Below are 12485 nucleotides of genomic sequence, written 5' to 3'. Positions count from 1 at the left end.
AACGCTGTACCGGTTTTTGTTAATTCACTATAAAACATCAGCTTTAATTGCCGAAAAACAGTATCCCCCAACATTTTCAGGTAGCCTTTTCCCGCCAAAGGCTACCTGAAACCTACAGAAAGAAAACATCATGAGCATCCAATGGTTTCCCGGCCATATGCACAAAACCAAAAAAGCCCTCATCGAGCGGCTGAAAAGCACCGATATGGTCATCGAAATGCTGGATGCCCGCCTGCCCGCCTCCAGCCAGAACCCACTGCTGGCCCAGCTTTCGCGCGGCAAACCCAAGCTCTACTTGCTGAACAAACAAGACCTTGCCGACCCCGAGCTCACCCGGGTGTGGCTGGCTGAATTGCAAAACCGGCCCAATACCAGCGCCCTGGCCCTTGATGCTTACGAACGCCAGGCCGCGCAAAAAATCACCGCCGCCTGCCGCGCGCTGGTTCCGCACCGGCAAGGCATCGACCGCCCCCTGCGCGTGCTCATCTGCGGTATTCCCAACGTGGGCAAATCCACTCTGATTAACGGCATGATCGGCAAAAAATCCGCCAAAACCGGCAACGAACCCGGCATCACCAAAACCGAACAGCGCCTGCTGCTTGCCGACGACTTCTGGCTCTACGACACCCCCGGCATGCTGTGGCCGAAAATCATCGTTCCGCAAAGCGGCTACAACCTCGCTGCCAGCGGCGCAGTAGGCCGCAATGCGCTGGACGAAGAAACCGTCGCCCTCGAGCTGCTCGACTATCTGCGCCAGCACTACCTGCCCCAGCTGCAGGCGCGTTACCAAGCCGACCCGGAAGAGAGCCAAAGCTGGCAAGACACCGACTGGCTCGAATGGATCGGCCGCCGGCGCGGCGCCCTGCTTGGCGGCGGCCGCATCAACTACCAAAAAGCCGCCGAAAACACCCTCACCGATTTTCGCGACGGCCAAATCGGCCGCATCACCCTCGAAACCCCCGAGCAATGGCAAATCTGGCTTGCTGCCGCCCGCGAAGAAGAAGCCCGCCTGCAAGCCAAACGCGCCGAGCGGCAAGCTGAACGGCGTAAGGGGAAATAGGCAATATAGTGGATTAACAAAAATCAGGACAAGGCGGCGAGCCGCAGACAGTACACACGTTACGGCAAGGCGAGGCAACGCCGTACTGGTTTTTGTTAATTCACTATATATGCTAAAGGCTACCTGAAAGCGAAAGCATACAAACTGCTTTTCAGGTAGCCTTTGTTTTTGCCGTACCAAGGGTTATTTCACCAGCTTCAGGCCTTTGTGTTTGCCGGCGGGTTTGCTGCCTTTTCCGCTGTTGCCGGCTTCGGGTTGAGGCGGGGTGCTCAGTTCGTAGGGAGTGATGTCGAAATTCATGCCTTCGCCGGTTTCGCGGGCATAGATGGCACCGATGTGGCCGACCGGAATCCAAATCTCGTGCGCCACCCCGCCGAAGCGGGCAGTGAAGCTGACCCAGTCGTTATCGATGTGCAGGCCGACACAGGCAGTGGCGCCGATGTTGAGGATGATTTGGTTGTCTTTCACAAACTGCATGGGCACGCGGGTGTGCTCGTTTACCCATACTTGGATGTAGGGCGTGTGGCCTTGGTCGCTGCACCATTCGTGCAAGGCGCGGATGAGATAGGGTTTGAGGGTGGGGTTCATGGGCAAGATTCCTGTGTGGCGAAAGGCTACCTGAAAAATATATCGCTAAAATACTTCACTTCCTACGGCGTTGGCTCGCTGCTAGGAATGAAAAATATAGTGAATTAACAAAAACCGGTACAGCGTTGTCTCGCCTTGCCGTAACGTGTGTACTGTCTGCGGCTCGCCGCCTTGTCCTGATTTTTGTTAATCCACTATATATATTTCAGCTAAAGGCCGCTTGTTTGGAAAACGTGGATACGATTTTCAAGCAAACGACCTGTATACTTAGCGGCGCATGGCTTTTTCGGCGGCGGTGAGCGCGGCGATGAAGGATTCGCGTTGGAAAATGCGCTCGGCGTATTTCAGGATGGGCGCGGCAGATTTGCCCAGTTTGATGCCGTAGTGGTCGAGCCGCCACAGGAGGGGGGCAATGGCCACGTCGATCATGGAGAAGTCGTCGCCCAGCACGTATTTGTTTTTGGAGAAGGCAGGGGCGAGCAGGGTGAGGCCTTGGCCGATGGCTTCGCGCGCTTTGGCCTGTTCTTTGGCGGAGGTTTCGTGGCTTTCAAGTTTTTGCACATGGCTGAACAGCTCTTTTTCCATCCGGAACAAAACCAGGCGGCCGCGACCGCGCATCACGGGGTCGCCGGGCATAAGTTGCGGGTGGGGGAAGCGTTCGTCGATGTATTCGTTGATGATATTGGATTCAAACAAGATGAGGTCGCGCTCAACCAATACGGGAACTTGGTTGTAGGGGTTCATCACGGAGAGGTCTTCGGGTTTGTTGAAGATATCTACGTCTTTGATTTCGAAATCCATGCCTTTTTCGTATAGCACGAAGCGGCAGCGGTGGCTGAAGGGGCAGGTAATGCCTGAGTATAAAACCATCATAACTGTATTCTCCCTAAACGGTGTCGCCGGCTTGGCAATACTGCCGGCGTATGCCAGCCGCGTATTATAGCCTGCCGGTGGTTTTATGGCTAGGAAATCGATGTAACTTAATGATATTTATATGATTAATTTAAGTTTGATATGGAATGAAAGGCTACCTGAAAATTAAGCAATATTTCAGGTAGCCTTTGCTTATGGCTTTAAATATCCAGCTCGGCTTTGTCGCCTTCGGCTTCCATCCAGCTGCGGCGCTGGGCGGATTCGCCTTTGCCCATGAGTTTGACGAACACTTCGCGAGTGGGTTCGCTGCTGTGTTCGGGGATATGCACGCGTAGCAGGCGGCGGGTGTCGGGGTGCATGGTGGTGTCTTTGAGCTGGTCGGGGTTCATTTCACCCAGGCCTTTGAAGCGGCTGATGGAATATTGGTTTTCGCGCAGGCCTTCTTTGCGCAGTTTTTCCAGAATGCCTTCGAGCTCGGCTTGGTCGAGGGCGTAGAATTTGCGTGCGGTTTTTTTCTTGCCTTGGGCGGAGACGTCCACGCGGAACAGTGGCGGCTGGGCAACGTAGATGTGGCCGCGGCGGATGAGCTCGGGGAAATGGCGGTAGAAGAGGGTGAGCAGCAGCACTTGGATGTGCGAGCCGTCGACGTCGGCATCGGAGAGGATGGCGATTTTGCCGTAGCGCAGGCCGGAGAGGTCGGGATTGTCGCCTTCGCCATGCGGGTCTACGCCGATGGCCACGGAAATATCGTGGATTTCGGTGTTGGCGAAGAGTTGGTCGCGGTGCACTTCGAAGCTGTTGAGCACTTTGCCGCGCAGGGGCAGGATGGCTTGGGTGTTGCGGTCGCGGGCGAGTTTGGCGGAGCCGCCGGCGGAATCGCCTTCCACAAGGAAAAGCTCGTTTTCGCGGATGTCTTCGCTTTCGCAGTCGGTGAGCTTGCCGGGCAGCACGGAAATACCGCTGCCTTTGCGTTTTTCGATTTTCTTCACCGAACGCATGCGCTCTTGGGCTTGTTTGATGGCGAGCTCGGCAATTTTCTTGCCGGCTTCGAGGTTTTGGTTGAGCCACAGTTCGACGGGGTCGCCGGCGAGGGCGGCCACGAGTTTGAGCGCGTCGCGGTTGGTGAGTTTGTCTTTGGTTTGACCTTGGAATTGCGGGTCGAGCATGCGCACGGAAAGCACGAAGGCGACGCGGTTGAATACGTCGTCGCTTTGGATTTTCACGCCGCGCGGCAAGAGGTTGTGGTGGGTGATGAAGTTGGATACGGCGTTGAACAGGGCTTGTTTGAGCCCGGCTTCGTGGGTGCCGCCGGCGGGGGTGGGGATGAGGTTGACATAGCTCTCGGTGGTGATGCGGCCTTCTTCCAGCCAGGTGAGGGCGCAGGATACGCCTTCGCCGTCGGTAAAATCGCCATGATGGCTACCTGAAACGTGGTTTTGCAGGGTAAGCAGGGGCAGGGTGTTTTCCTGCCCGGCCAGCAGGGTTTTCAGGTAGCCTTCCAGGCCGTCGGGGTAGTGCCAGGTTTGGGTTTCGGGCAGGCCGTTGCGCCGGCGGGTGAGGGTAACGGTTACGCCGGGCAGCAGTACGGCTTTGGCGCGCAGCAGGCGTTCGATTTCGGCGATGTCGTAGTTGGGGCTTCCGAAGTAGCGGGCATCGGGCCAGATGCGCAGGGTGGTGCCGCTGTCTTTGGCGGGGCATTTGCCGGTTTCGGCCAAGGGCTCGACCACGTCGCCGCCGGCAAAGGCGATGCGGTATTCGCGCCCTTCGCGGCGCACGGCCACTTCGAGGCGGCGGGAGAGGGCGTTGGTTACGGATACGCCCACGCCGTGCAGGCCACCGGAGAAGGCATAAGCGCCGTCGCCGCTGGTTTTGTTGAATTTGCCGCCGGCATGCAAGCGGGTAAACACGAGCTCGACCACGGGCACGTTTTCTTCGGGATGCAGCCCCACGGGGATGCCGCGCCCGTTGTCGGATACGGAGAGCGAGCCGTCTTCATGGATTTCCACATCGATGCGGCTGGCGAAGCCGCCCAGCGCTTCGTCGGCAGCATTGTCGATGGCTTCCTGGCAGATGTGGGTGGGGCTGTCGGTACGGGTGTACATGCCGGGGCGTTCTTTCACCGGCTCCAGTCCTTTGAGGACTTTGATGCTGCTTTCTGAGTATTGCTTGGTCATGGGTGTGTTCACGTTTTAAATTCGGCCTATTTTAGCATATTAGGATTGGCGATTTATGGCTATCCAAGCTGTGCCGGGCATACAAGAAACAGGCTACCTGAAAACGAGTGGAACAAAATTTCAGGTAGCCTGGATTGGGAATGGGGCTGGGCTTTAGCCTGCCTCGACATCTTGCTGCAAGGCGGCGAGCAGTTCGGCCTGGCTGCACACGGCGGTGCCGAGTTTGGCCACCACCACGCCGGCGGCGGCGTTGGCGATGTGCATGGCTTGGCGCAAATCCAGTTTGGCGGCCAGGCCGAGGCCTACGGTGGCGATGACGGTGTCGCCCGCGCCGGATACGTCGAACACTTCCTGCGCGCGGGTGGGTTGGTGGCTGATGTGGTCGGGCTCATAGAGGCTCATGCCTTCTTCGCTGCGGGTGAGCAGGATGGCGTTTAATTGCAGGTGGCGGCGCAGGGCTTCGGCTTTTTCGATGAGCTCGGCTTCGTTGCCCCACGAGCCGACCACTTGGCGCAGTTCGTTGCGGTTGGGGGTGATGATGCTGGCGCCGGCGTATTTTTCGTAGTCATCGCCTTTGGGGTCGATCAACACGGGTTTATTGTGCTCGCGGGCGAAATCAATCATATCGGCTACCTGAAACAGGCAGCCTTTGCCGTAATCGGAAAGGATAACCGCATCATAGTCCGGCAGCAGGCTGCGGAAACGGCGGTTGAGCCGATCCAGCACGTCTTGGCTGGGCTTCTCTTCAAAATCAATGCGCAAAAGCTGCTGGTTGCGTGAGAGTACACGCAGTTTCACGGTGGTGTCAATGGTTTCGTCGCGCTCTAAAAAGGTTTGCACTCCGTTGCTTTGGATGATTTTTTCCAGTTCGTTGGCGGCCTCGTCTTGGCCAACCACCGACAACAGGGCTGCCTGCCCACCCAGGGCTGCGATATTGCGCGCCACGTTGCCGGCGCCGCCGGCGCGCTGATCCATGCGCTCGATTTTGGCCACAGGCACAGGGGCCTCGGGAGAAATACGCTCCACCTCGCCAAACCAGTAGCGGTCGAGCATGGTGTCGCCCACCACCAGCACGCGGGCGGATTGGAGGAGCGAAATTAGGTTGGCTGGCAATGTTGGCATAATGGCTAACCTCGTATGGATGGGGGGCAGGCTACCTGAAAAACGATGTCAGTCAGGCGGCCTGCAAAATAAATTCAGCGGCGGCCTGCACGTGGATTTCCGTGGTGTCGAACAGCGGCGCGGCAGTGTCTTCGGGGCGCACCAGCAGGCCGATTTCGGTGCAGCCGAGGATGATGCCCTGTGCGCCTTGGGCGGCCAGCCGTTCGATGGTTTGCACATAGAAGCAGCGGCTGTTTTCGGGAAAGTTGCCCACGCAGAGCTCTTCGAAAATGATGCGGTGGATTTCGGCCTGCGCGCCTTCATCCGGCACGATGGTTTGGATGCCGCGTTCGGCCAGGCCTTCGCGGTAGAACGCGTCCTGCATGGTAAAGCGTGTGCCGAGCAGGCCGACGGTACGGATGCCTTGTGCGCGGATGCGTTCGGCCACGCTGTCTAAAATATGCAGGAAGGGCACGCCGATGGCGGCCTGTATCGGGGCGGCAACTTTGTGCATGGTGTTGGTGGCCAGGAGGATGGCATTTGCGCCGGCCTGCTCCAGAGTACGGGCGGCTTGGGTGAGGATTTCGCCGGCTTTGTGCCAATCGCCGCGCTGCTGGCAATCCACGATTTCTTGAAATTCAACGCTGGCAAGTAGGATGGGCGCGCTGTGGTTGCCGCCTTTTTGCCGGTTGATGAGGCGGTTGATTTGGGTGTAGTAGGCGGCGGTACTTTCGGGCGACATGCCGCCGATGATGCCGAGTGTGTTCATGTGGTCTTTCTTCCGGGTGGGTTTCAGGTAGCCTGCGGGCAGTATGGGCTACCTGAAAATGCAATCCGGCAGCGTTAAAACTTATTCGCCCATGGCGGCCAGGAGTTCGGCCTGGTGTTCGGCAATCAGGGCGTTGGTAATTTCTTCCATATCGCCGTCCATCACGAAGTCGAGCTTGTGCAGGGTGAGGTTGATGCGGTGGTCGGTAACGCGACCTTGCGGGTAGTTGTAGGTGCGGATGCGTTCGCTGCGGTCGCCGCTGCCGATGAGAGATTTGCGTTCGGCGGCTTCTTTGGCTTGGGCTTCGCGCTTTTGTTTGTCGTTCAGGCGGGCGGCGAGCACTTTCATGGCTTGGGCTTTATTGGCGTGCTGGCTGCGGCCGTCTTGGCATTCCACTACCATGCCGGTGGGCAGGTGGGTGATGCGGATGGCGGAGTCGGTTTTGTTGATGTGCTGGCCGCCGGCGCCGGATGCGCGGAAGGTGTCGATGCGCAGTTCGGCGGGGTTGAGCTGGATTTCTTCGAGCTCGTCGGCTTCGGGCATCACGGCCACGGTGCAGGCGGAGGTGTGGATGCGGCCTTGGCTTTCAGTGGCGGGCACGCGCTGCACGCGGTGGCCGCCGCTTTCAAATTTGAGCCGGCCGTAGGCGCCGATGCCGGCGATGCGGGCGATGACTTCTTTGTAGCCGCCCAAATCGCTTTCGTTGGCGGAAACGATTTCGACCTGCCAGCGGTTGCGCTCGGCATAGCGAGTGTACATGCGCAGCAAATCGGCGGCAAACAGGGCGGCTTCGTCGCCGCCGGTGCCGGCGCGGACTTCAAGGAAAATATTTTTGCCGTCGTCTTCGTCTTTGGGCAATAAAAGCTTTTGCAGCTCGGTATCCAGCGTTTCGATTTTGGCTTTGGCGGCCTCGATTTCTTCGGCGGCGAAGTCTTTCATTTCGGGGTCGGCCAGCATGTCTTCAGCGTCGGCAAGGTCGCTTTCGGCTTGGCGGTATTGGCGGTAGGCTTCCACTACGGGGGTGAGCTCGGCGTGCTCTTGGTTGAGCTGGCGGAAGCGGTTGATGTCGGCGGTGGCCTCGGGGGTGCTGAGCAGGGCGGTTACTTCTTCGAGCCGCTCGGAGAGGGATTGGAGTTTGTCGAGAACGGGGGGTTTCATGTGGGCTCTTTCAAACAATTTTCAGGTAGCCTCAAACGATAGAGGCTACCTGAAAAGGATTATAGCAAATGCGGCCGGGTTTGCCGCCGTGCCTACATGCGGCTGAGTTCGCGCTGCAGGGCTTGGATGTTTTGCTGGCGGTCGAGCACGTCGCTTTGCAGGCTGCTGACGCGGGCTTGGTGGGCCTGGTAGGCTGCGCCGTCGCCTTTGGGCATGGTGCGGCTTTCGGTGAGCGCTCTTTGCGCGGTGGCCAGGGCGCGGCGCTCGTTGGCCAGCTCTTGCTCGAGAATCATGCGGCGGCCGCTGTTGGTGCGGCTGGAGGGGGCGGCTGCAGCCACGGGCTGCGGGGCGGGCGCATGATATACGGCGGCCTGCTGGCCGCCGACGGCGGCGCGCTGCGGAGCGGGTGCGGCGGCAACGGGCGCAGGTGTGGGGCGCGGCCGGGCGGCACTGTAGCGGCCGATAGTGGGCAGGTCGGCACGTTGGCAGCCGGGGCCGGGTTTGCTGCTGTAGCTGCCGTTGCCGCAGGAATAAACGGGGCCGGCGGCTGCACTGAGGCAGCTTAGGGCGAAAATGGTAAGTAATGTAGTTTTCTGCATTTTATTTTCCCTTTTCTAATGTTTGCTGGCCGAATTCCTGCTCAACTGCCTGATATACGGCTTCCAGTTCTTCCTGCAGGGCGAGCCAGTCTTCTTCTATTTGTGCTAATTGTACTTTGACTTCGGCTGTTTTGGCTAAGTATTGGTGCAATTTGGCTTTATTGTGTTCCTTATATGCTTCTTCGTCGGCGAGGAAGGCTTCGCATTCGGCTTGCTCGGTGCTGAGTTTGGCCATGAGCTGTTCGGCTTTCTCGATTTTCTGCTGAATGGGTTTGCCGCGCTGGGCGCGTTGCTGGCGGATTTGGGCGGCGAGGCGTTTTTCGTCTTTGCGGTTTTGGCCGGCGGCAGAAGAAGGCGGGGCGGCTTCCGGGTTGCTTTGGGCCAGACGCAGGCGGCGGTAGTCGTTGAGGTCGCCTTCGAAAGTTTTCAGGTAGCCTTGGTCGATGAGCAGGAAGCTGTCGGTAGTGGCTTCGAGCAGGCTTCTGTCGTGGGAAACGACGATAAGCGCACCTTGGAAGCTTTGCAGGGCGAGGGTGAGGGCGTGGCGCATGTCGAGGTCGAGGTGGTTGGTGGGCTCATCCAGCAGGAGCAGGTTGGGCTGTTGCCACACGATAACGGCCAGTGCGAGGCGGGCTTTTTCGCCGCCGGAAAAGGGGGCGACGGGCTGGACGGCCATGTCGCCGGCGAAGTCGAATCCGCCGAGGAAGTTGCGGATGTCTTGTTCTTTGGCTTCGGGGCTGAGGCGCTGAATGTGCCACAGCGGGCTTTGGTCGGCGCGCAGGGTGTCGAGCTGGTGCTGGGCGAAGTAGCCGATTTTGAGTTTGTCGGTACGGATGATTTGGCCGCTTTGGGGCTCGAGGCTACCTGAAAGGGCTTTGATGAAGGTGGATTTGCCGCTGCCGTTGACGCCGAGCAGGCCGAGGCGGGCGCCGCTCTCGAGCGAGAGGGTGATTTGGTGCAGGACGGTGTGGCCGCCGTAGCCGAGATCGACTTGTTCGAGCTTGAGCAGGGGGTTGGGCAGGTGTTCGGGCGGGGGAAAGGAGAAGCTGAAGCTGCTGTCGAGGTGGGCGGGGGCGACGAGCTCGAGTTTGGCCAGGGCTTTTACGCGGCTTTGGGCTTGTTTGGCCTTGGTGGCTTTGGCTTTGAAGCGGTCGATGAAGGATTGGAGGTGCTGGATGTGCGCCTGCTGTTTGACGTAGGCGGCCTGCTGGTTGGCAAGGCGTTGGGCGCGTTGCTGCTGGTAGAAGTCGTAGTTGCCGCTGTAGCTGTGCAATTGGCGCTGGACGAGCTCGATGGTGTGGTTGGTGGCGGCGTTGAGGAAGTCGCGGTCGTGGGAGATGATGATTTGGGTACAGGGCAGGGCGGCGAGGTGGTTTTCCAGCCACAACACGGTTTCGAGGTCGAGGTGGTTGGTGGGTTCGTCGAGCAGGAGCAGGTCGGCGCGGCACATGAGGGCTTGGGCGAGATTGAGGCGCATGCGCCAGCCGCCGGAAAAGGCTTTGACGGGGCGGCTGTGTTCGGCTTGGCTAAAGCCCAGACCGTTCAGTAGTTTGGCTGCGCGGGCGGGCGCGCTGTAGGCATTGATTTCTTCAAGCTTGGCGTGGCATTCTGCAATGGCGTGCCCGTCGTTTTGCGCTTCGGCCTGCTTTAGGGCTATCTGAAAAGTTTGCAGCTCGGCATCGCCTTGCAACACGTAATCCAGTGAGCTGGTTTCCAGAGCGGGGGTTTCTTGCGCTACGGTGGCGAGTTTCCAATGTGGGGGCAGGTGGATGTCGCCGGCGTCGGCACCGATTTCGCCTTTAATCAGGGCAAACAGGCTGGATTTGCCGCTGCCGTTTTTGCCGATGAGGCCGACCCGGCGGCCGGGGGCGATGCGAGCGGAGGCTTGTTCGAGCAAAACATTGCTGCCGCGCTGGAGGGTGAGGCGGTTGATTTCTATCATGCTGTTTGATATGTGGGAATCTGAATTTTTTAGATGAAGAGGCTACCTGAAAAATATTTTTCAGGTAGCCTTTGCTGTGCGGTTCGGCTAATGGTGTAATTCCAACGCTAAAAACAGCTTGCTGTTGCCGCGCTGGATGAGTAGGGCGACGGTGCGGTCGGCGTGGTTGAGGGCTTGGTTGAAGCTGTTTTCATCGCTCACGGCGGTGCGGTTTACCATTAGGATGATGTCGCCGCGCCGCAGGCCGGCCTGTTGGGCTGCACCTTCAACCTGCAAAACCAAGAGGCCTTGCCCTTGGCTGCGCAGTTGCAGGCCGGTAGGTTCGGAGGTGAAGCCGCTGCCGTTATCGGCATTGGCGGCACTGCCGGATGGGTTGCCGGCATCGGCGCTGCCGGTGTTGCTAGAACCGAGGGTGACTTGTACTTCTTCGCGTTTGCCGTTGCGCCAAATGCCGAGGGTTAGCCGGGTGCCGGGCGGCATCATGCCGACGAGCACGGGCAGGTCGCTGGAGGCTTTCACGTTTTCGCCGTTCACGCTTTGCACGATATCGCCGGGCTGGAGACCGGCTTTGTCGGCGGGACCGCCAGGGGTTACCTGCGAAATCAGCGCGCCATTGGCGGCTTCGAGGCCGAAGGATTTGGCTAAATCGTAGTTTACTTCTTGAATCACTACGCCGATGCGGCCGCGCTCAACTTTGCCGTTGCGGCGCAACTGGTCGGCCACGTTCATGGCCACATCGATGGGGATGGCGAAGGAGATGCCCATAAAGCCGCCGGATTGGCTGTAGATTTGGGAGTTTACGCCCACCACTTGCCCGCGCAGGTTGAACAGCGGGCCGCCGGAGTTGCCGGGGTTGATGGCCACGTCGGTTTGGATGAAAGGGGTGTAGTTTTCATTGGGCAGGCTGCGGCCTTTGGCGGAAACGATGCCGGCGGTTACGCTGTTGTCGAAGCCGAAGGGTGCGCCGATGGCGGCTACCCATTCGCCTACGCGCAGGGTTTTGGGGTCGCCGATTTTGACGGTGGGCAAGTCTTGCGCATCGATTTTTAAGAGGGCGATGTCGGTTTGGGTGTCGGAGCCGACTAGGCGGGCGGTGTATTCACGGCGGTTGTTGAGCACGACTTTGATGCTGTTCATGCCGCTGAGGACGTGGGTATTGGTGAGGATGTAGCCGTCGGAGCTAATGAGGAAGCCGGAGCCGAAATTGTATTCGTCGTCGCCCGGATCGGCTAAATCGGCTTGGTTGGGCTGCAGGCGTTTGAAAAACTCGGAGAAGGGGTCGTTTTCGGGCAGTTGGTCGATATTGTCTTCTCCACCGGCCTGTGTGGTGTTTTCATTGGTGCGGCTGGCCTGAATATTAACCACGGCGCCGCCTTCCTGTTCGACCAGTTTGGTGAAGTCGGGCAGCAGCATATCGGTACCGCCTGAGGGTGCGCTCACGGTGCGGACAAACTCAGAATCGCCGGTGGCGGGGGCTTCTTCTTTGCCGCATCCGCCTAAGAGTAGTAGGGCGAGTAGGAGAGAAAGGAGGGGGCGGGTGGTGTTTGGCATGGTAACAACAATATTGTATTGGCAGGCGGGTAGGTATTGTATAACTAAAGCATTTAATTAGCTATGGCGGGCAGGGTTGCCTTGCTTTGGCGGGATGTGCTGGGAGTGTGTGAGTTTGGCGGGGTGAAACCCGCTATAGCCAAGCTGCGGCCTTGTCGAGATATGTTTTCAGGTAGCCTTTAAGTGAAGTTAGGGAGGCATGAAAGCACAAAAAGACAGGCCGTTACCTGTCTTTTCACATAAGCGGCTATTTAGGCCGGTTGGATATTGGAGGCTTGTTTGCCTTTCGGGCCGGTGGTTACTTCAAAAGAAACTTTCTGACCCTCTTTCAGGGTTTTGAAGCCATTCATGTTGATGGCTGAGAAGTGGGCAAACAAATCTTCGCCGCCTTCATCGGGAGTGATGAAACCAAAACCTTTAGCATCGTTAAACCATTTAACAGTACCAGTTGCCATACAATACATCCTATCTAAAAAACAAAATATCGGAAAAAGCAGGGTTGGCAAAGCAGGAAAACGACTGTGTTGGGTAAAACGGTTTGTTCAGCTGCCGAGCCGGAGCAATTTATCCGGCCTGCCGCGCTTGCGTGAGTAAGTTTCGCGCAGCTGGAATTAACAGTCAAGTAATGTTTGAATAATAACGTTAAAAATCGCAAAAAAAAGACAGAAAT

General features: G+C 58.2%; 11 protein-coding genes. 1 reads left to right on the top strand and 10 read right to left on the bottom strand.

What is annotated here, in order from left to right; all coding sequences use genetic code 11:
- Window positions 1-130 precede the first annotated feature (130 nt).
- Complete coding sequence (ylqF, locus tag ELB75_RS07460; protein WP_126983384.1) at window positions 131-1060, top strand: ribosome biogenesis GTPase YlqF; 930 nt, start codon at window positions 131-133, stop codon at window positions 1058-1060.
- A 183-nt stretch (window positions 1061-1243) separates the two neighbouring features.
- Here ylqF and ELB75_RS07455 read toward each other — a convergent pair whose 3' ends face one another.
- From ELB75_RS07455 to ELB75_RS07410, 10 genes are all read right to left on the bottom strand, one after another.
- Entirely contained in the window at window positions 1244-1648 is a 405-nt protein-coding gene (locus ELB75_RS07455; protein ID WP_126983383.1) for a ClpXP protease specificity-enhancing factor, read from the bottom strand.
- 267 nt (window positions 1649-1915) lie between these two features.
- Window positions 1916-2521 carry a glutathione S-transferase N-terminal domain-containing protein gene (locus tag ELB75_RS07450; protein WP_064090755.1) on the bottom strand — a complete coding sequence of 202 codons (606 nt, stop codon included), beginning with the start codon at window positions 2519-2521 and terminating at the stop codon, window positions 1916-1918.
- Between the two features lie 200 nt (window positions 2522-2721).
- Window positions 2722-4695 carry a DNA topoisomerase IV subunit B gene (gene parE / locus ELB75_RS07445; RefSeq protein WP_126983382.1) on the bottom strand — a complete coding sequence of 658 codons (1974 nt, stop codon included), beginning with the start codon at window positions 4693-4695 and terminating at the stop codon, window positions 2722-2724.
- Window positions 4696-4848: 153 nt separating this feature from the next.
- Complete coding sequence (rfaE1, locus tag ELB75_RS07440) at window positions 4849-5817, bottom strand: D-glycero-beta-D-manno-heptose-7-phosphate kinase (RefSeq protein WP_126983381.1); 969 nt, start codon at window positions 5815-5817, stop codon at window positions 4849-4851.
- Window positions 5818-5869: 52 nt separating this feature from the next.
- Window positions 5870-6565: an aspartate/glutamate racemase family protein gene (locus tag ELB75_RS07435; RefSeq protein WP_126983380.1), complete on the bottom strand. Its 696-nt coding sequence runs from the start codon at window positions 6563-6565 to the stop codon at window positions 5870-5872.
- A gap of 81 nt (window positions 6566-6646) precedes the next feature.
- Complete coding sequence (prfA, locus tag ELB75_RS07430; protein WP_126983379.1) at window positions 6647-7723, bottom strand: peptide chain release factor 1; 1077 nt, start codon at window positions 7721-7723, stop codon at window positions 6647-6649.
- 92 nt (window positions 7724-7815) lie between these two features.
- On the bottom strand, window positions 7816-8322 hold the full coding sequence (locus ELB75_RS07425) for a hypothetical protein (protein ID WP_126983378.1): 507 nt from the start codon (window positions 8320-8322) through the stop codon (window positions 7816-7818).
- Window position 8323: 1 nt separating this feature from the next.
- Complete coding sequence (locus tag ELB75_RS07420) at window positions 8324-10264, bottom strand: ATP-binding cassette domain-containing protein (protein WP_126983377.1); 1941 nt, start codon at window positions 10262-10264, stop codon at window positions 8324-8326.
- 87 nt (window positions 10265-10351) lie between these two features.
- Complete coding sequence (locus ELB75_RS07415) at window positions 10352-11815, bottom strand: DegQ family serine endoprotease (protein ID WP_126983376.1); 1464 nt, start codon at window positions 11813-11815, stop codon at window positions 10352-10354.
- Window positions 11816-12066: 251 nt separating this feature from the next.
- On the bottom strand, window positions 12067-12270 hold the full coding sequence (locus ELB75_RS07410; RefSeq protein ID WP_003822547.1) for a cold-shock protein: 204 nt from the start codon (window positions 12268-12270) through the stop codon (window positions 12067-12069).
- Between the last annotated feature and the right edge of the window lie 215 nt (window positions 12271-12485).

The sequence above is a fragment of the Eikenella corrodens genome (assembly GCF_003990355.1).
Taxonomy (GTDB): domain Bacteria; phylum Pseudomonadota; class Gammaproteobacteria; order Burkholderiales; family Neisseriaceae; genus Eikenella; species Eikenella corrodens_B.
The sequence above is the reverse complement of the archived record's forward strand: the minus strand, read 5'-3'. Positions and strand labels throughout refer to the sequence as shown.